Source organism: Spirosoma fluminis, from assembly GCF_054778895.1.
In genome coordinates, this window is the sequence record NZ_BAAGZD010000045.1 from 172766 (window position 1) to 190375 (window position 17610).

Consider the following 17610-nt stretch of genomic DNA (forward strand, 5'->3'; position numbering starts at 1 on the left):
GTTAGACGTCGCATTCAGCACCACGTGGGTGTTGTGCGTCGCGGTGAATCCAACCTAAAAACAAAAAAATGATCAACAGACAATTTTTGAAGAGACTACGATCGATTTCGGTCATCCTTGGGTTGCTTGTTGCCCTAAAAGCGTACAGTCAAGTTCCACCCGTAAACAAGTATGATACGTCGTCTTATCCCGAAGAACGAAAGGCAATTGAATTAGTAAGCCGAAAAAATGACAGTACCAGGTTTAAGAACGATGACTACATTGCTGTCGGGCCAGAGGGACGTATATCATATGGCTTTGAAGAGTGGAAAAAGGGATTTGTTGAGGAAGGAGCCACATTTAAATCGGCTAAACCGGTACCGGGTGCCACGATACTTCGCATTTATAATGGAGATGCGGCCGTAAAAACCTTTGTCCTAGATGTTGTTTTTGCTACAACCAAAGGCGACTTCCCCCTACAAGTTGTTCGAACCGAGACGTATATTAAACAAAATGGCACCTGGTACTTTGTCGCCGGGCAAGGCACAAGGGTTCTGTCCAAAGCTGAGTACGATGAGCGAATGAAACGATAAAGCTCAGCCATCTAATCAGTTTGTTGTCGGCTCCACATAGGGTACTGTCGGTTGACAGGCAACGCGTCCCAAAAGACAATTTTTAGTCAAACCAAATGAGTGTGTAAAGGTTCAGGTACGTTTGTATTGTTATCTTTTGCGCTCACCATCAACCCCTTGGAGGGCGTCGGGTGGAATGAACGGTGAAAACAATGTAGTAGTCGGGCTGTGCGCGACAGGCATACATTGAGTGCGAAGAACCTAACTACAGTTTCTTACCCTAAACATCAGAATGTTTTCAAATAAAGACTACTCTGCAATGACACGTGACGAATTAGTGTCAGAAGAGAAAAAAATGAAATCAAAACCAGCTACAATTACAACGGCTTTATTCATAGGTTTTTTGGTCGGCTGTGCTGTCTGGTCGGCAACACACAAAGGTGGGTTTTTCCTTACTGCTTGTTTGTTAGGTTTTGCTTTGTTTATAAGCTCCCGGTATACAAAAAAGCTGAAGAGTATCCAGGCAGAAATCAGCCGCAGAGATACTGTCGATAGTTAGCTGCACAGTAATACGTTACGGTGGTTACATAATCCTCAAAAGTGTTACGTCCGGATAGCCAGGTAAGGTGGTGGGTGAAGTTAGGCGATCATGTCAAGTTCGACTAACAATTGTATCGTACTGGCCTGGTCGTGGCCGATTGTAGTTCCAAGATTCCGTTGATAAGCTAACCAATAAAAACAGCCTGTTATATGATTTATTTAACCCAGTTGATTTACGTTAAAGAAGGCCAGGAAGAAGTGTTCCATCAGTTTGAGGATGTGGCCATTCCGTTGATTGAGAAATACAATGGGCAGTTGTTACTACGTATCCGGCCAACGGATGAGTCGTTCGTAGAAAACCAGATTGATAAGCCCTACGAAGTTCACTTTGTGAAATTTGACTCTGAGGACGACCTGGCGGCTTTCAATCAGGATGAAAGCCGTAAACAGTTTTTGCACCTCAAAGAGCAATCGGTTCAAACCGCACTTCTGGTTAAGGGGGTAAAACTATGAGCCGAGTCTTAACCGGCCGAGGCTTATAGAAGGAATGACCCGTGACTGATTATAGCCAAAAAGGTCGTTCATCACTGGTGTTGTAAAGGCGATCGACCAAAAAAAGCCTTACTTTGCTTCGCTTTTGAAAGCGTTACACTACACAAATTGATCTATATGAAAGTTAAGCATCTACTTGGTTTAGCCGTGGCCGTTTCTCTGTTGGCGGGGTGTAATTCGAAACCGGCGAACGTCCCGCTCAATGGAACCTGGGAATTGGTTTCGGCGACAACGACCGAAAAGGATTCGACGTTCTCTACGTTCGATCCGAGCCACAAGATGATTAAGATTATCAACGATACTCACTTCGCTTTTCTCAATCACAGCCTGGACCGCTCGAAAGATTCTTCGGCTACTGCCTTTACAGCCGGTGGCGGAAAATACACCTTAGCGGACAGTACATACACCGAGAACCTTGAGTACTTCACTGATAAAAACTGGGAGAACAATACGTTCAAGTTCACCGTAAACGTGGTCGGTGATACGTTGGTACAGAAAGGCGTTGAAAAAGTTGAGAAGCTGGGCGTCGACCGGATTATTATTGAGAAGTATAAGCGGGTCAGCGAGTAACTCGGTAAATGGGTTCGGTTGACATCGCAACAGCGTACATGGAGTATTATAAGCACGTATTTGAACCGTCTGGTGAGCTGCCCGACAACTGGACGAATCATGAGTTTGAGCAGTGCACATTCCGAAAACTGGACCTGTCGCAGACTACACTTGCCCGTTCGAACTTTATTGGCTGCTCGTTCGAAGATTGTAACTTAACGAATGTCAGCCTGAAGGAGGCTAAGCTGTACGATGTCAACTTTTCGGGCTGTAAGCTGATGCACGTCGATTTCGGGCATTGCAATCCGTTCGGCTTTCATACCAATTTCCGGGACTGCCGATTAGATTATACCGTGTTCATCAGTCGCAGACTTAAGAAAGCCCGCTTTGTAAACTGCTCGCTGAAGGAAGCGTATTTCCTGAAATGTGAGTTAACCGGATCGGTTTTCGATACCTGTGACCTTGAGTTGACCCGGTTTGAAAACAACGACCTGAGCCAGGTAGATTTTTCGAGTTCGTTCAATCTAAAGCTGGATCCTGACCTCAATAAAGTGAAGAAAGCCAAGTTTTCATTGTACAACCTGCCGGGTCTGCTCAGTAAATATGAACTGGTCATCAAAGGGTAAACGGTACGTACTAAGACAAAAATGGCTGACGCCCGGCGTCAGCCATTTTTGTCTCCAGTCCGCCTGTCAGTTACAATAGTCGCTGATCACTTTGTAGGAGGGGTTATAGCCCAGTTCACCCGCTTTCGACAGATCAAGGCAGCCACCGTTTTCGTCGCCGAGACTGTGTTTGATAATCCCCCGTACGTAGTAGGCTTCCGCGTAACGAGGGTTTAGCTTGATAGCACTGTTGCAATCCATGATAGCCCCCTTCTGGTCGCCCTGCGCTGATTTAATCATGCCGCGTGTGAAATAGGCTTCGGCATAGGTCGGGCTCAGCTCAATCGACTTGTTCAGGTCGGCGATGGCGGTTTTGGGGTCGCCCTGCTTGTTTTTGCTGATCGCCCGGCTGAAATACGCTTCGGCCCGTTCGGTGCCCAGTTCGTTGATTTTGTTACGTTCCTGTACGACGTTACGTAGGTTGTCGAGGATGGCGTGAGTGATGCGGCCGTTATAAACCACTTTCGACTCTGCATTTACGTTGTTTATTTCGATAGCCTGGTTGAAATCCTGAACGGCCCCTTTCTGATCGCCGAGCTTGCTGCGGCAGAAACCCCGACCGTAATAGGCTCTGAAATTGTCGCCCTTGAGCGCAATCGCCCGATCATAATCGGGCAACGAACCTTTGTAATCGTCTAACTTACTTTTGGCATAGCCCCGGTAAAAATACGATTCGCCGTCTTCCGGACTTAACTCAATTGCTTTATTCAGGTCGGTGATGGCTCCGGTGAAATCGTTCAGTTCAACTTTCGACAAACCCCGGCCAGCATACGCCTGCGCGCGTTTGGGACTCATTTCAATGACCTTCGAGAAGTCAGCGAGGCTGCCGGAGAAATCTTCCAGTTTTTGTTTGGTGACACCCCGGACGTAGTACGTCTGCACATTGACGGGTTCGAGTTCGATGGCTTTGTTAAAATCGGCGAGCGCACCCCGGTACTGATCGATGCGGCTGCGGCTAACACCGCGGTTGTAGTAAGCCTGGGGATCGTCGGGGTTGAGTTCAATGGAACGGCTAAAATCGAGCAATGCACCGCGATGATCTTCCTGTTTGCTTTTGCTGACGCCCCGGCTCAGGTACGCCAAGGCATCTTTCGCATTCAGTTCAATGGCCCGGTCATAATCCAGCACCGCGCCCCGGTGATCTTTCAGATTGGCTTTGGCCAGGCCCCGATTGTAGTAACTGGCTGAGTTTTCAGGGTTCATGGTAATGGCCATGCTGAAGGCCTGCAGGGCACCCGTATAATCGCCGGTTTTACTTCTGCTAAGGCCATTGTCGAAAAAATCAGCGGCTGTTTGCTGTGCCTCTGCTGTAACTGATATCAGGGCCAATAAGCCTACTGCAAGCAACGGTGTTAAACGTTGTTTCATAAACGTAAATACAAAGTACGTGGTGAGTAATCAATTAACTGGTGAAATTAACCATTTGACCAGAATAGCCCAAACTGGCCTGTGTTAAATTTCGTCTGAGTATCAACACATTTAGCCGAACGATTTACCAGACAAAGCCCTGGCAAATGACAGTTATGCTTTTATTAGCCTACTAGTTTTTGGGGAAATACGACATTTTGTCATTATAAAGACGGCCATCTGTTCAAAATCAAGACATTTTGTCGTGATACGAGATTGCAAGTCGATTGGTACAGAGTTTGTCTATAAGAGCGTGTAACACTTGATTGATAATTAACTAACACATACTAAGACAATGGCAACGCTAGTTCGGTATAACAACGCTCCGTCCTTTTTCAACCCATTCTTTGGTTCTCATGCTTACGGCCGTCCGGTTGTGACCCGTTTCCAAAACACGAACCTGAATGTTCCTGCCGTAAATGTTAAAGAAACCGAGACCGCTTTCCAACTGGAATTAGCCGCTCCCGGTTTGAAGAAAGAAGACGTGAAAGTCAACGTAGAACACAACAAGTTGACGATCGCCTACAAACACGAAGAAAAAGCCGACGAGACGACGGAGAAATACACCCGTCATGAGTTCAGCTATAACGCGTTCGAACGCAGCTTCCGCCTGCCCAAGAACGTAAACGCCGATCAGATCACTGCCGCTTATGTCGACGGTATCCTGACGGTTGAACTACCAAAAATTGAAGTGAAAGAAGAGAAACTGGTGAAAGAAATCACCGTTGCTTAATCAGTCGCAGCGGATTACCCACCATCTGATAAATGAAACCCGTGCCATTGATGTGGCACGGGTTTTTTGTTAATACAGGGCGTTCACGAAGGCCGCCAGCTTTTGCTCATCTAGCTGGCCATTCGTGCGGACTCCGCTGCATATATCCAGACCGTAGGGCCCCACGCTATCAATGGCTTGGCGTACATTCTGCAAGCTGAGACCACCGGCCAGGAAAACCGGTATGGGTGACTGGTCAACAATTTGCCGGCTAATCAGCCAGTTATGCACCCGGCCGGTGCCGCCTAGCTCTTTTACGGCCAGAGTTGGGTTGCCTGAGTCGAGCAGTAGGGTATCGGCTCCATTCTGCACGGCCTGGAGTGCTTCGTCGACGTTACGTTCGTCGATAACATGAATAACCTGTACCAGCTTTACCGCCGGAAGGGCATCTCGAAGCTGGCTATACGTCTGCGCAGGAATCGCGTCGACCAACTGAATGGTGTTGGCACCCACGCGCTGCTGATGGGCGATGATGTCCGCAACAGTGGTTTCACTGGTCAGCATAAACGTAGCAACGGGCGGGGGCGTTGCCCGAACGACCTGCGCGGCCAGGTCATCGGCAATAACACCGGGGCCGCTGGGCATCCGACCCACTAACCCGAGGGCATCGGCCCCGTAACGAATTGCTAATTTCGCTTCGTCAGTGCTGCTGATGCAGCAAATTTTTAGTCGTGTCCTGAACTGAGTTTGCATTGTTTTGTTGAATATACAAGGAAAGGTCGGCAAAGTTAACTTTCCGTCTGAAACGCTGCGCTCATGGTTCAGGAACACCCCGTTGACACATTCGCTTCTCTACGCATCCCTGATTTCCGCTATTTTGTAATGAACAGTTTCCTGATCACGGCCACGCTGCTGATTCAGGAAGTCGTGCTTGGCTACGAGCTGTATAAGCTTACGCACGACCCGTTGGCATTGGGTCTGGTCGGCCTGGCCGAAGCTCTGCCCTTTATTGCGCTGTCCTTATTTGGTGGGCACCTGGCCGATCGGCGTGACAAGAAACGGATTTTGCAGTGGAGCCTGGGCGTTATTACGTTAAGTTCGGTAATTCTTTATTACGCGTTCCAGCCGACTGTTCTGAAAGGGCTGTCGGAAACGGCTCGGTTAGTGGTTATTTACGGCGTGCTGATGCTGATTGGTACGGCTAAGGGCTTCTATTCTCCGGCCAGTTCGTCGCTCAAGCCGTTTCTTGTTCCTCGGGAACTGTACGCGAATTCCGCTACGTGGAGCAGCTCGTTCTGGCAGGCGGGTGCCATTGTTGGGCCCGGTATGGCAGGTTTTCTGTACAGCGGTCTGGGCTTCGACAATACGTTACTAGTGGTTATTGGTCTGCTGGTCGTCTGCTTCATCCTCATTACGCTGGTTAGTCGAAAGCCCGTAACGGTGAGTGATGCGCCCGTGCTTGGCTTCCGGGAGAGCCTGAAAGAAGGGTTTCAGTTTGTGTTCAAAACTCAGATTGTGCTCTACGCCATTTCGCTCGATCTGTTCTCAGTCCTGTTCGGAGGGGTTGTGGCCATTTTACCCGTTTACGCCGAAGATATTTTGCGGGTAGGAGCCGAAGGGCTAGGGTTTCTACGGGCGGCTCCGTCCGTAGGGGCGGTGCTGACAATGGCCTACATGACCCGGTATCCACCGATTCACAACGCCTGGCGGAATATGCTCCTGGCCGTAGCGGGCTTCGGACTCGCGACCATTGTCTTTTCCCTGTCCACGAACTTTTCCCTGTCACTGCTTATGCTGGCGTTAACCGGAGCTTTTGACAGCGTAAGTGTAATCATCCGGCAGACAATTCTGCAAATCTTTCCGCCCGATCACATGCGCGGGCGTGTCGCGGCCGTAAATGGCATCTTTGTCAGTTCATCCAACGAAATCGGGGCGTTTGAATCGGGGCTGGCGGCCCGGCTGCTGGGTACGGTTCCATCGGTGCTGCTCGGCGGGGTGGTTACAATGGTGGTGGTGGCGTATATATACACCAGATCGAAGGCGTTACTAGCTGTTAAGCTTAGCTGAGTACCCACAAAAATGTGCGCCCGAATAGTGGCCATCTGGCGGATATTCGGGCGCACATCGTCCGTTCAGGCGATTATGCCTGAACGGAAGCACTGTTCATTTCGTTTACAAATTCATTTACATCAATCTGCTCATTCAGCAGGACGCGGGCGTTGAAAACTTCCCAAAACAACTCGTCTGAAAGCTCATAATCTCTTTGCAGGCGGATCATGTCACGGATACTCTCTTTGAGGGGCGCAGTCGTTATGGCCGACCGTGCGGTCATTGGTTGATACGTTTCCATCAGTGTAAAGGGATTTGTTTAGCGTGCGTGGTGTTAAACTGCCTCATTCTTAGAATGTTCATCAAAAAAATTGCCTGATTTAATCATTGGTTAGAATAATACTATCGTTTCTACCATTTTTGGGACCGAATGCCAGATTCGGGTTGCTTAGGTACAACCGAAAAAATTTCAAAAATTTTTTTGTATACAAACTGTTGACAAAACACATGAAAAAAATACTCTATATTATCAGTGGATTTGTGGTTGCTGCCGGGCTCGTTTCCATGACCCTGATTCGAACAACCAAGCCGATGAAACTGGTAAAAGTCTGGGAAACAGACTCTACCTTACGGATTCCTGAGTCAGTACTGTATGATGGAAAAAACACCATCTACGTAGCGAACATCGATGGAAAGCCCGACGGCCTCGATGGCAGTGGGTTTATCTCGAAGGTGTCGCTCGATGGGAAGATCGAAAACCTACGCTGGACATCGGGCCTGAATGCACCCAAAGGTATGGGCCTGCACAAGAATCGGCTGTACGTAACGGATGTGTACCGGCTCGTGGCGATCAACACGCAGACGGGACAGGCTGAAAAGACCTGGGATGCTCCCGATCAGAAAAACGCTTTCCTCAATGACGTAACAGTCGCTGACGATGGTACCGTATACGTATCGGATAGCCGCTTTGATAAGATCTACCGGTTGAAGGATGATAAATGGGAAGTCTGGATGGAAGGTGAGCAACTCGATAAGCCGAATGGGGTGCTGGCGGTTGGCAAAAATCGATTGATGATTGGCTGCACAAAGAAAGGCGAACTGCGGGCTGTGGATACCGGCACAAAGACGATGACAACCATTGCCGATGGTATGGCAGCTACAGACGGCATTGTACGGGAGGGCAAAGGCAACTACTTTGTTTCGGACTGGAACGGCCAGCTTTTCCACGTAAAGGGCAACGGCACCAAAGAAAAGCTTCTCGACACCCGCGATCAGAAGATCAACTCCGCCGACATCGATTACATCAGCAAGAAGAAGCTGTTAATCGTACCTACCTTCTACAAAAACACCTTAGTCGCGTACCGGGTAGAATAAACGCAAAGCGGGTCGGCCAGTAGCCGACCCGATTCGTTTAATAAACAATCTCTTCGTCGTCGAGGAGCTGTCTGATGTTGATCGCGTAGTCATCCAGGATTGTTACGTCGTTGCCCCAGTCCGTGACGATCCAGTCCTTGTCGGGCTGGATGATGACTACCTTCTGAGTTTTGGAAAGTACCCACAGTACCCGTTCAACACCAAAGTTGAACAGCTCCTGCGTTTTCTCGGAGATGTACGCTACGTCGCTGCCAATTTCGGCAAGATCAATCTTGATATCTACTTCGATAACGATTTTGGGAGCTACGTCGAAATACTTTCCTTTTGGCTTCGCAACGTCCGCTTTATTGAAAATGGCAATATCGGCGGAGAGGTTGTCACCCGGACCAATATGAAGCCCCGACTCGTTGGTAGCAAGTTGATATAACTTGCGGTTGACTTTACTCCAAAGCGTTCCTGCCAATATCATGACAAGAATACTTTGTAAGTCGCTGCTTCCCATTACAGACTCTGGTTTAAGGACACTGGCTACCACATCCTGATAGCCTTTGTAATAAAGAGGACGACCGTTGAGTGTTTCGTAAATAAGTAACTCAGGAATGGCTGGTGTCTGAACCGCTTCGTTTGTCGTTGCCATACACGTTCTTACTTTTTCAGGAAGTTACGCAATTAACGGGTCAAACCTACTAAGCGTTCAATAGCTTCCTGCGCCCGGTCAGCGCCGAATCCTTTAACGGCCTGCTGCATCTGTTGCGTGATCAGGTCGTTGCCTAAGTTGCCGATGCTGCCTTCGTGCGTATGCTGCAACGTACGGGGAGGGCTATAGGTGTGTTCCGCGATTTCTTTGCCAACCGTTCGGTAAGCCTCGCGGAACGGAACGCCCTGCAATACCAATTCATTAACCCGCTCCACGCTGAACAGCAAGTCGTACTTTGGATCATCCAGCAGACTGGGTTTTACCTGGATGTGTTCGAGCATGAAGTCGGTAATGCTGAGGCAATCCAGAATCTCGTCGAAGGCCGGCATCAAGACTTCTTTCAAAATCTGCATGTCCCGATGGTAACCCGATGGTAAATTGCTTAGCACCAGCGTCACTTCCATCGGGAGGGCTTTCAGCCGATTCGTTTTCGCCCGGAGCAACTCCGCTACGTCGGGGTTTTTCTTGTGCGGCATGATGCTGGAGCCGGTCGTCAGCGCATCGGGCAAGGTCAGGAAACCGAAGTTCTGGCTGTTATACAGGCAGATATCCATAGCCATTCGCGAAAGGGTTGCTGCAATGGCCGCCAACGCTGTCAACGCCGTCTGTTCGGTTTTGCCCCGGCTCATCTGCGCATATACTACGTTGACGTGCATGCCTTCGAAACCCAGCAGTTCTGTTGTGAGCGAGCGGTTGAGCGGAAAGGACGACCCATACCCAGCGCCTGAACCGAGCGGATTCCGGTTGGCCAGCCGATACGCCGTTTGCAGGGTCAGCATATCATCGGCCAGAGCTTCGGCATACGCGCCAAACCACAGCCCAAACGACGAAGGCATCGCAATCTGTAAGTGCGTATAACCGGGTAACAGATCGTCTTTGTGCTGTTCGGAGCGCTCTATCAGGCGAGTGAAGACCCGCTGAACCGCTTCGGCAACCTGCCACAGCCGGTCGCGCGTAAACAGTTTCAGATCAACCAGAACCTGGTCGTTCCGCGACCGGCCCGAGTGAATTTTCTTACCGACATCACCGAGTGCTCGCGTCAGCATCAGCTCCACTTGCGAGTGGACATCCTCAACGCCATCTTCAATCGCGAACTGACCCGCCCGTATTTGCGTATAAATCTGCTTCAATTCGGCTTGCAGGGCCGTAAGCTCATCGCTGGTGAGCAACCCAATGGTTTCGAGCATCTGCGCGTGCGCAAGGTTGCCCTGTACGTCGAACGGAGCAAGGTAAAGGTCCATCTCCCGGTCGCGGCCGACGGTGAATCGTTCGATTTGTTCGGCTGTTGTAACGCCTTCTTTTTGCCAGAGTTTCAAAGTGAAAGAGCGAAAGAGTGAATGTGTGAAAGAGCGAAGGGTATCAAACCAGGACGCCTTTCACGCGCTTTTACTGCAAAGATCGTAAAATTAGGGGTTGTGTACTCAACCTAACGGGAACGGCGTATTACCGGTTGTCGCTTTTGTTGAAGCATCCAGTTATAAATGGCCTTGTTCTCGTATACATACTGAATGCCGTGTCCTTCGCCGTTCAGACGGGTGAACGTTACGTTGCCATTGCACTTTTCTAATCGGCTAACTAATCGCTCGGTTTCCGAGACCGGAATCTGATCGTCGGCTGTCCCGTGGAAGGTCCAGACGGGAACGTGACTGATTCGGCAAATCTGGGTTGAGTCGTTACACCCTCCGCATAAGGGTACTACAGCCGCAAACGTATCTGGATAGTCCATGGCTACCTGCCAGGCTCCGAAGCCGCCCATGCTGATGCCGGTTACGTAAATTCTGCTGGTATCAATCCGGTACTTCGCGGTGAGGTCTTTATAAAGGTTCTCAAACCAGTTATCCGTTGACCAGTACGTGTTGTCAGGGCACTGAGGAGAAGCGATGATGAACGGGTAATCAGTGCCCTTATCAACCAGCTGAGGCAGGCCGTACACTTTTAACTTATTGAGGTCCTTGCCTTTCTGTGAGCCGCCGTGCAGATAAATGACAAGCGGATACGTAGCGGTTTGTTTCGTATACTCTTTCGGTAGGTACAGTAAGTAGTCATACGTGCTTTTCACCTTAACAGCCGATTGGGCCTGAACGAGTTGGCTCAGGAATAAGAACAGGATTAGGCAGGGGATCTGATGCTTTATCATTGAGTGGTGACTTGCTCGTTCAGTAGCGTAATACCAGGTGAAAACAGATAAGAGAAATTATTGATCAAGAAGCACGTGTTCTTTCGAGCTCTCAAGTTTCTGCCCTAACCACCAAAAGCCGCCAGTGGCGACCAGGCCGATTCCGGCGAGCGTCAACCAGTGCGCAGTGAACCCAAATCGCTCTACCATAACTGAGCCCAGCGCGGGCGCTGATGTTTGGGCGAAGGCCCCGGCCATGGCGTATAGGCCCAGGTACTGCCCACGCGTAGCCGGACTTGAACGCTCAACGGTGAAAGACTGCATGAAGGGCATGGCCAGCATTTCGCTGATCGTGACCAGCAGAATATAGGCCAGGGCCATACTGACTGCACTGCTTAAGCTAAGTGTAAAATACGAGAAGGCAGTTAGTAAGGCACCCCACGTAATGAGCCTGAGTCTGGAGCGTTTCCGTTGCTCAAGATTATGCACGAGCGCCATCTCGACAATAACAATGATGATTCCGTTCAAGGCTAACAGCGAACCAATCACCTGCTCATTCAGGTGCATCACCTCCTTGAAGTACAAAGGCACTATAGTGAACAGTTGAAAAAACACCAGCAAATGCAGGCCCACGCAAATTACAAAAAAGATAAAGTCTGTATCGCGGTAGGGTGATCTGCGGACATCAACGTTATGGAGAGTGTTTTGCTCTAACGTATTGGTGGTTTGCTTATCGGGAGCGGGCAGAAATGTGGCTAAGACTATACCGGCGGCAATGCAGGTTAAGCCATCAGCCCAGAACAGCAGCTTGTAATTGATACCCGCCAATACACCGCCAAGCCCGCCACCTACTGCCCAGCCCAGGTTGATGGCTAACCGGTTGAGTGAAAAAGCGCGGGTTCGGGTCTCAGCCGTAGAATAATACGCAATCGCGGTCTGGTTGGCAGGTCGAAACGAATCGCCCAGGAGCGTGAAAATGAACACGCTGGCACACAGCGCATAGAAATGCGTAACGAACTGAAGGCCTAGCAGGAAGAAACCACCAAAGAGCAGGCTGAATAACTGGGTGTGGTAGAATCCGAACCGGTCGGTCAGGCGTCCGCCGATGAACGTACCGATAAACGCCCCCGCCCCGAAAACGGCCATAACAATCCCTGCTTCACCCACGCTGTAGTGAAGATGCTGGGTCAGATACAGCGTCAGATACGGCAGTACCATCGTGCCGCAGCGGTTAATCAGCATCACCCCGGCCAGTAGCCAGACCGATGGCGATAAGCCCTGATAAGCGTTTTGATACAGGCGAATGGTACGTTGCAGCATGGCCGCAAGTTACGACTTACGTCGGGCATCCAGGTCCTCGTCTTTGCCTGCGAAAATCTTTTTATCGGTAATCAACGCCCGATGTTCGTCCAGGAACGCTTTGAATAACCTGATCTCTTCCAGCTGTTTATCAATGGGATGCGTCAGGGAGTAGCTTTCTACATACACGTCCTGAAAATCGGTAATGACGTACTCCATCAGCTTGATTCCCTTGCGTTTAAGGGCGTGGAGATACAAATTCTGATGATTGAACAGGTAACGGTCTTTCTGGTAGGTAGCGGTTGTTTTCAGGTCGACGGCTTTAAACTTGCCAATCAGGTCGACGTAGCCGTAGAAGAGAACGTCATCGATCTGCCACTGGCAATACACCTGCGTATCGACAATAGGGCGGGGGAGAAGTTTACGAACCTTTTTGATGATCTCGGGGTCGAAGCGGTCCTCGTCGGTGCCTTTCACAATCGCTTCTTCAAACGAAATGCCGCGCTCCTGCGCCTGCGTGGTGGGCGTTGGGACGCGGTTAATGGAGTCGATGAGTTCCTGCGCAGACAGATTCCCACCACGAACGTAACGGGAGAACACATTCAGCAGGGATGGATAAAAGCGGTAGTTAATCACAGTGGCTAGACATCAGTTTTACGTGGTTGGGCAACTACGTAAAAACTCGAAATCGGGCGCTTAGTTTCTAACCACAAGCAGTACGCCCGCCATAATTAAGGCTACCCCGAGCAAACGCCAGCCGTTGGCCGGGTGCAACGTAAATCCTAACAGCCCGTAATGATCGAGGATAACAGCGGCTACCAGCTGCCCGGCCACGCTCAGGCTGACCAGATTGGCGGTGCCGATTTTAGGTACGCTGATGATTACCGTTGTTACGTAGATCGCGCCGATGACGCCCCCGGTCCATTTCCACCAGCTCACCTGCTTAACGGTCTCAAAAGCCGGAAGCGAAGCACCAGTAGCTACTAAGACAATAAACAAGGAGAGGAAACCCGAACCAAAGGAAATGGCGGCTGCCAGCACGGGATTGGCCATCACCTGGCGCAGATTAGCGTTCACTCCCGCCTGAATTGTAACGGCCAGCCCCGTCACGAATGCCAGGAGAATGTAGATGTAATTCATACCCGCAAAGGTAAAGAACAACCGGCTGAAGGGCTGTTTAACTCCCTGATTTTATGCTCATTCCTCAATTGCATTATATGGAGTTGTTTTTGTAGATTGCTACACTATTCCTTAACTAGCCTACGTTAACATGTTCATTATTACGCAGTATCCGCTAGCCGTGGTCGTGTGCTTTCTGACCATGCTTTGTTGGGGTTCCTGGGCCAATACGCAGAAATTAGCCACGCAATCGGTTCCCACTACCATCTTTTACCGCGACTATACCTACGGTATTCTGCTTCTGAGTCTTTTCCTAGCCTTTACACTGGGGAGCCTTGGCTCGGCCGGTCGGTCATTTCTGGTCGATTTCCAGCAGGCCGAAACGCAGAACCTGTTGTTCGCGCTGACTGGCGGCTTTGTGTTCAATATTGCCAACATTCTGATTGTTGTAGGTATCGAGCTGGCAGGTTTGTCGGTTGCCATGCCGGTTGGGATTGGGCTGGCTTTGATTCTGGGTGTTGTGGTCAACTACATCCTGTCGCCGGTGGGCAGCATCGGTCTCTTATCTACCGGTGTGTTTTCTATTTTTCTGGCCGTTGTGTTTAGTGCGTTAGCGTATCGTTCAAAAGGCGCTGCGGACCAGTCGGTGAATACGCGGGGGATTGCCGTGTCGCTGGTGGGTGGGTTGCTGATGAGTTTTTTCTTCTATTTTGTGGCCCGCGCCATGGCCACCGACTTCGCCAATCCGGCGGCAGGGTTGTTGACCCCCTACACGGCTCTGGTGCTGTTCGCGGTGGGCGTCGTGATCAGTACGCCCTTATTCCTGCCGATTCTGCGCCGGTTTACCAGCAAGCCCGCCGATGGGGAAATTAGCTACGAAGACGTCAGCCGACGTAACCACATCATTGGCATGTTGGGGGGTATTGTCTGGTGTCTGGGCATGGCGTCGAGCCTGCTGGCCTCGGGTGAGGCTGGCTATGCCATTAGCTACGGGTTAGGGCAGGGCGCAACCATCATCGCCGTTCTGTGGGGCGTATTTATCTGGTACGAGTTCGAAGGGGCTCCGGCTTCCTCCAGTCGCTATCTGGCGCTGATGGGCATTTGTTACGTACTTGGTCTGGCGCTGATTATCGCGGCAAAATAAGTGCTGGTAGGTTTACTCACCGGCTGATCAAGGCCAGAAACATCTCTGCAGCATGCCAGCTGTGGGGGAAGGCCAGCTTCTGCTTTACCAGGCTTTTATCCAATACCGTGAGGCCGGGGTAATGCGCGTCGCTGGCCTTTTGCTCCCAGCTAAGTGGGTAATCCAAGTTGCCAACCATCCCCTGTTTATCACCCAAAAAGTGATCTTCGGCCCACGCCAGGTACGGATAATTCGCGCTGGAGTTTTCGTCGAGTCTTGGCCCTGGAACATGGCTGTCTGTATACGCCCACCAGCACAGCGATGAATAACTGTCGTACTGCTTTGGAATGACGTAAGGGTCAGGAAGTTTAAGTGCGTTTAAGCCGTACTTGAGCCACTTCGTCTGAAACACCGGATGCTCGGTGTAATTGGTTTTACCAACGATATAATTGTCCTTACGAAACCGCTTTACCGAATCCAGTACCACCGCGACAGCCGGATGACTTTTGTCGGACACCTGCGAAATCAGGAACAGGACCTGCCCTAAGTTGTCAGCCTCCGCCATGCCCCGATTGTTACGGTCAAAAGGCTCTCGTATGGCCATGATCCAGTCGCGAATCAAGGGCAGATTATCGGTTTCGCGCATAACCATAGCCATTAAGGCCGCATCCCGATACCAGGGTTTGAGATAAACCAGAAAGTTGGGTACCGGGCGGCCGTTGATCACGTTGATAAGGATTTCGTGGTGCAATACACGGAGTACCGGGCCAAATGGTTTGCCGGCGAATTGGGGCAGGTTGACCCGGCTGCGCGTTCCCGGAATCAGCTTAGGCCGCTTACTGGGCTGTAAGAGCCATACGCCGGTTTCATCTTCGCGGATCTGCACAACCTGTGGTCGTCCGTCGAGACTGTCGACTAACGTGAGTTGAACTAAATATTCGGAAGGAACGATCAGTTCCTGCTTTACGTCCCACTGCTCTTCGATATTTCCCGTCAGGGCATTCAACAGCCGACCGTTACGGTAAATAAGCTTGAGCCGATCGCCCATGCCGAACAAAAAGAATCTCAGGTCGGGTAGGTCCCGGTGGCGGGTGTGCTCCTGGCGCAGCCGCGTTACGTTCTCCCGGTACGTTTGCAAAGCACGGGCCGGGTCCGGATGAATGATGGGCGGGACTGGCTTTTGCGCGTACCCAAGCGAAGAAATGGCCAGTAAGAAAACAACCCGGATAAACATACGCGAACCAGTTACTTTTATTACGCTGAAACTCACAACTTAGCCTTCGTCGGTTGGTCGCTGTAGACCAGTAGGTCCCCCAAGCGAACCACGTGGTCCGGGTCTGGATTGAGGAGCTTGATATGTACTGTATGTTTTCCCTTCGGCAGCTTATATTTCCAGAACAGATCATAACGACGCTGGGTGAAGTTTGCCGGTAATTTAGCCGTTTCAATCTTTTGACCGTCCAGGTAGAACTCAGCGTTGAACGCAAACGGATTTTCATAACCCACCGACGACTTGCTCTTCGGCTTTGCTTCACCTTTGAGCACAAAACCGATGCCTTCGAAGTCAAAGGTGTATTCGGTTTCCAGGTCTTTGTGGATGCTTTTGACGAGCGTAGGGTAATGCCCCGGAAACGCCTGTTCCAGTCGGGCAACTTTGGGCGTCTGTACCGCAATGGTCACCTGATCGCCGTGTACGTTACCGCCGTTCCGTTCAACAACTTGCAGGGCGTGCTTCATGCCCATCGCATAGACGTCGTTCAGCGACATGGTCGTGTATTTGAAATCAAGATCTTCGGCTTCTTTCAGCCCTTGCTTCCAGTAAGCAGGAATCTTGTCGTAGCCGAGCATAGTACCCAGAATGCCACCCGCCGAAGCCGGATTGCAATCGGAATCCTGACCTGCGCGGGTGCTAATCTCCATCGTTTTGGTGAAGTCGCCACCGCCGTAGAGCAGACCCAGCACGATATAGGCCGAATTGATTTTAGCGTCGATGTTAAATGCGTGAAAAACACCATCCGGGCAGCCTACTTCATCCGACCATTTCCGCTGAATCTCGAACCAGTTGCGTTTCCAGTCGGTTGGGTACTGTTCGTGCCACTTGATTACGTCGGCAATGCACTGATAGAACGTGCTCTGCTGCGGGATGGTCTTGAGAGCCTCTTTAACGATGTACTTGATATCGTTGGAAACAAAAGCCAGCGAATACATCGCACCTACGTACGCACCACCGTACCAGCCGTCGCCGTAATTCATGAGGTGCCCGATAGGATCGCCGATCTGCACGGCCGTATTAGGCATACCGGGGGCCATCAAGCCCGAAAAGTCGGCCTCAATCTGAAAATCGATGTCATCGGCGTGGGGGTTGTTTAGCCAGTGACCGGCGTCGGCCGGTTTCATGCCGTTCAGGATGTTATACCGTCCGACCTGGTTAGCGTGCCAGAGCATATAGCCCGCCGTCGCGTAGGCTTTGGCGTGTTCTTCGACCGGAGCATCCAACCCTTTATCGTCAAAAACCTGCACGAAGGTAAGATCCATGTATACGTCGTCGTACAGGCCAGAGTTTTCGGTCATGGTCTTCTTGATGTAGCCGTCGTACCAGGGAATCGGCTGGTAGTCGTTAATCATGGTGCCATTGAAGCGGAACTCGGTGGGCCCGCCAAAGGTGCAGCCGATAACCTGCCCCGCCCAGCCCCCTTTGATTTTGTTCTGTAACGTAGCTTTAGACACCTTGACGAGTTGGGGCGCGGGTTTAATGAACGGCTTGGGGGGCGTAGCAGCCGTAAGGCAGGCAATCGTAAAGACGAATAGGAACGGCTTTTTCATGCGTATAAATTAAGGGTAAGGATCGGGAAGAACA

Annotated in this window: 20 protein-coding genes; 9 read left to right on the forward strand and 11 right to left on the reverse strand. The window is 50.7% G+C overall.

Annotation, left to right across the window (positions count from 1 at the left end):
- Positions 1-68: 68 nt before the first annotated feature.
- The 5 genes from ACYVBJ_RS27910 (at position 69) to ACYVBJ_RS27930 (ending at position 2818) form a co-directional block, all read left to right on the forward strand.
- Positions 69-572 carry a hypothetical protein gene (locus ACYVBJ_RS27910; protein WP_460985580.1) on the forward strand — a complete coding sequence of 168 codons (504 nt, stop codon included), beginning with the start codon at positions 69-71 and terminating at the stop codon, positions 570-572.
- 271 nt (positions 573-843) lie between these two features.
- Positions 844-1110 carry a hypothetical protein gene (locus ACYVBJ_RS27915; RefSeq protein WP_460985581.1) on the forward strand — a complete coding sequence of 89 codons (267 nt, stop codon included), beginning with the start codon at positions 844-846 and terminating at the stop codon, positions 1108-1110.
- A gap of 191 nt (positions 1111-1301) precedes the next feature.
- Positions 1302-1604: a DUF1330 domain-containing protein gene (locus ACYVBJ_RS27920; protein ID WP_460985582.1), complete on the forward strand. Its 303-nt coding sequence runs from the start codon at positions 1302-1304 to the stop codon at positions 1602-1604.
- A gap of 156 nt (positions 1605-1760) precedes the next feature.
- The gene (locus ACYVBJ_RS27925; protein WP_460985583.1) at positions 1761-2213 is read left to right on the forward strand and encodes a hypothetical protein; all 453 of its coding nucleotides are present in this window, start codon (positions 1761-1763) and stop codon (positions 2211-2213) included.
- 38 nt (positions 2214-2251) lie between these two features.
- Positions 2252-2818 carry a pentapeptide repeat-containing protein gene (locus ACYVBJ_RS27930; protein ID WP_460985584.1) on the forward strand — a complete coding sequence of 189 codons (567 nt, stop codon included), beginning with the start codon at positions 2252-2254 and terminating at the stop codon, positions 2816-2818.
- Positions 2819-2884: 66 nt separating this feature from the next.
- Here the strand turns inward: ACYVBJ_RS27930 and ACYVBJ_RS27935 are convergent, their stop codons facing one another.
- Positions 2885-4225 (reverse strand): tetratricopeptide repeat protein, encoded by a 1341-nt coding sequence (locus ACYVBJ_RS27935; protein ID WP_460985585.1) that lies wholly within the window; start codon positions 4223-4225, stop codon positions 2885-2887.
- A gap of 334 nt (positions 4226-4559) precedes the next feature.
- On the opposite strand from ACYVBJ_RS27935, the gene ACYVBJ_RS27940 reads away from it, so the two are divergent.
- Positions 4560-4997, forward strand: coding sequence for an Hsp20/alpha crystallin family protein (locus tag ACYVBJ_RS27940; RefSeq protein ID WP_460985586.1), 438 nt, complete (start codon positions 4560-4562; stop codon positions 4995-4997).
- Between the two features lie 69 nt (positions 4998-5066).
- Here the strand turns inward: ACYVBJ_RS27940 and ACYVBJ_RS27945 are convergent, their stop codons facing one another.
- On the reverse strand, positions 5067-5729 hold the full coding sequence (locus ACYVBJ_RS27945) for a phosphoribosylanthranilate isomerase (protein WP_460985587.1): 663 nt from the start codon (positions 5727-5729) through the stop codon (positions 5067-5069).
- 63 nt (positions 5730-5792) lie between these two features.
- Here ACYVBJ_RS27945 and ACYVBJ_RS27950 point away from each other — a divergent pair, with 63 nt between their 5' ends.
- Complete coding sequence (locus ACYVBJ_RS27950; protein ID WP_460985588.1) at positions 5793-7043, forward strand: MFS transporter; 1251 nt, start codon at positions 5793-5795, stop codon at positions 7041-7043.
- A gap of 73 nt (positions 7044-7116) precedes the next feature.
- Here the strand turns inward: ACYVBJ_RS27950 and ACYVBJ_RS27955 are convergent, their stop codons facing one another.
- On the reverse strand, positions 7117-7326 hold the full coding sequence (locus ACYVBJ_RS27955; protein ID WP_460985589.1) for a hypothetical protein: 210 nt from the start codon (positions 7324-7326) through the stop codon (positions 7117-7119).
- Between the two features lie 263 nt (positions 7327-7589).
- On the opposite strand from ACYVBJ_RS27955, the gene ACYVBJ_RS27960 reads away from it, so the two are divergent.
- The gene (locus tag ACYVBJ_RS27960; protein ID WP_460985650.1) at positions 7590-8399 is read left to right on the forward strand and encodes an SMP-30/gluconolactonase/LRE family protein; all 810 of its coding nucleotides are present in this window, start codon (positions 7590-7592) and stop codon (positions 8397-8399) included.
- Between the two features lie 37 nt (positions 8400-8436).
- Here the strand turns inward: ACYVBJ_RS27960 and ACYVBJ_RS27965 are convergent, their stop codons facing one another.
- The 6 genes from ACYVBJ_RS27965 to ACYVBJ_RS27990 all read right to left on the reverse strand — a co-directional run bounded on the left by ACYVBJ_RS27965 (position 8437) and on the right by ACYVBJ_RS27990 (position 13651).
- Positions 8437-9036 (reverse strand): Uma2 family endonuclease, encoded by a 600-nt coding sequence (locus tag ACYVBJ_RS27965; protein WP_460985590.1) that lies wholly within the window; start codon positions 9034-9036, stop codon positions 8437-8439.
- A 32-nt stretch (positions 9037-9068) separates the two neighbouring features.
- On the reverse strand, positions 9069-10412 hold the full coding sequence (gene argH / locus ACYVBJ_RS27970) for an argininosuccinate lyase (RefSeq protein WP_460985591.1): 1344 nt from the start codon (positions 10410-10412) through the stop codon (positions 9069-9071).
- A 110-nt stretch (positions 10413-10522) separates the two neighbouring features.
- Positions 10523-11233: a carboxylesterase family protein gene (locus ACYVBJ_RS27975; RefSeq protein ID WP_460985592.1), complete on the reverse strand. Its 711-nt coding sequence runs from the start codon at positions 11231-11233 to the stop codon at positions 10523-10525.
- 57 nt (positions 11234-11290) lie between these two features.
- A complete protein-coding gene (locus ACYVBJ_RS27980; protein WP_460985593.1) occupies positions 11291-12532 on the reverse strand; it encodes an MFS transporter in 1242 nt (413 codons plus the stop codon).
- Positions 12533-12541: 9 nt separating this feature from the next.
- A complete protein-coding gene (locus ACYVBJ_RS27985; RefSeq protein ID WP_460985594.1) occupies positions 12542-13147 on the reverse strand; it encodes a PD-(D/E)XK nuclease family protein in 606 nt (201 codons plus the stop codon).
- A 60-nt stretch (positions 13148-13207) separates the two neighbouring features.
- Complete coding sequence (locus tag ACYVBJ_RS27990; RefSeq protein WP_460985595.1) at positions 13208-13651, reverse strand: DMT family transporter; 444 nt, start codon at positions 13649-13651, stop codon at positions 13208-13210.
- Positions 13652-13781: 130 nt separating this feature from the next.
- Here ACYVBJ_RS27990 and ACYVBJ_RS27995 point away from each other — a divergent pair, with 130 nt between their 5' ends.
- A complete protein-coding gene (locus ACYVBJ_RS27995) occupies positions 13782-14774 on the forward strand; it encodes a GRP family sugar transporter (protein ID WP_460985596.1) in 993 nt (330 codons plus the stop codon).
- A 16-nt stretch (positions 14775-14790) separates the two neighbouring features.
- On the opposite strand, the gene ACYVBJ_RS28000 is transcribed toward ACYVBJ_RS27995, so the two are convergent.
- Both ACYVBJ_RS28000 and ACYVBJ_RS28005 read right to left on the reverse strand, forming a co-directional pair.
- Positions 14791-15987: a hypothetical protein gene (locus tag ACYVBJ_RS28000; RefSeq protein ID WP_460985597.1), complete on the reverse strand. Its 1197-nt coding sequence runs from the start codon at positions 15985-15987 to the stop codon at positions 14791-14793.
- A 32-nt stretch (positions 15988-16019) separates the two neighbouring features.
- The gene (locus ACYVBJ_RS28005; RefSeq protein WP_460985598.1) at positions 16020-17576 is read right to left on the reverse strand and encodes an ADP-ribosylglycohydrolase family protein; all 1557 of its coding nucleotides are present in this window, start codon (positions 17574-17576) and stop codon (positions 16020-16022) included.
- Positions 17577-17610: the final 34 nt, after the last annotated feature.

What these genes read in the sequence shown, in the direction of transcription:
- ACYVBJ_RS27910 (WP_460985580.1), top strand. Translation starts at nt 69, where the DNA reads ATGATCAACAGACAATTTTTGAAGAGACTACGATCGATTTCGGTCATC.
- ACYVBJ_RS27915 (WP_460985581.1), top strand. Translation starts at nt 844, where the DNA reads ATGTTTTCAAATAAAGACTACTCTGCAATGACACGTGACGAATTAGTG.
- ACYVBJ_RS27920 (WP_460985582.1), top strand. Translation starts at nt 1,302, where the DNA reads ATGATTTATTTAACCCAGTTGATTTACGTTAAAGAAGGCCAGGAAGAA.
- ACYVBJ_RS27925 (WP_460985583.1), top strand. Translation starts at nt 1,761, where the DNA reads ATGAAAGTTAAGCATCTACTTGGTTTAGCCGTGGCCGTTTCTCTGTTG.
- ACYVBJ_RS27930 (WP_460985584.1), top strand. Translation starts at nt 2,252, where the DNA reads ATGGAGTATTATAAGCACGTATTTGAACCGTCTGGTGAGCTGCCCGAC.
- ACYVBJ_RS27935 (WP_460985585.1), bottom strand. Translation starts at nt 4,225, where the DNA reads ATGAAACAACGTTTAACACCGTTGCTTGCAGTAGGCTTATTGGCCCTG.
- ACYVBJ_RS27940 (WP_460985586.1), top strand. Translation starts at nt 4,560, where the DNA reads ATGGCAACGCTAGTTCGGTATAACAACGCTCCGTCCTTTTTCAACCCA.
- ACYVBJ_RS27945 (WP_460985587.1), bottom strand. Translation starts at nt 5,729, where the DNA reads ATGCAAACTCAGTTCAGGACACGACTAAAAATTTGCTGCATCAGCAGC.
- ACYVBJ_RS27950 (WP_460985588.1), top strand. Translation starts at nt 5,793, where the DNA reads ATGGTTCAGGAACACCCCGTTGACACATTCGCTTCTCTACGCATCCCT.
- ACYVBJ_RS27955 (WP_460985589.1), bottom strand. Translation starts at nt 7,326, where the DNA reads ATGGAAACGTATCAACCAATGACCGCACGGTCGGCCATAACGACTGCG.
- ACYVBJ_RS27960 (WP_460985650.1), top strand. Translation starts at nt 7,590, where the DNA reads ATGACCCTGATTCGAACAACCAAGCCGATGAAACTGGTAAAAGTCTGG.
- ACYVBJ_RS27965 (WP_460985590.1), bottom strand. Translation starts at nt 9,036, where the DNA reads ATGGCAACGACAAACGAAGCGGTTCAGACACCAGCCATTCCTGAGTTA.
- ACYVBJ_RS27975 (WP_460985592.1), bottom strand. Translation starts at nt 11,233, where the DNA reads ATGATAAAGCATCAGATCCCCTGCCTAATCCTGTTCTTATTCCTGAGC.
- ACYVBJ_RS27980 (WP_460985593.1), bottom strand. Translation starts at nt 12,532, where the DNA reads ATGCTGCAACGTACCATTCGCCTGTATCAAAACGCTTATCAGGGCTTA.
- ACYVBJ_RS27990 (WP_460985595.1), bottom strand. Translation starts at nt 13,651, where the DNA reads ATGAATTACATCTACATTCTCCTGGCATTCGTGACGGGGCTGGCCGTT.
- ACYVBJ_RS27995 (WP_460985596.1), top strand. Translation starts at nt 13,782, where the DNA reads ATGTTCATTATTACGCAGTATCCGCTAGCCGTGGTCGTGTGCTTTCTG.
- ACYVBJ_RS28000 (WP_460985597.1), bottom strand. Translation starts at nt 15,987, where the DNA reads ATGTTTATCCGGGTTGTTTTCTTACTGGCCATTTCTTCGCTTGGGTAC.
- ACYVBJ_RS28005 (WP_460985598.1), bottom strand. Translation starts at nt 17,576, where the DNA reads ATGAAAAAGCCGTTCCTATTCGTCTTTACGATTGCCTGCCTTACGGCT.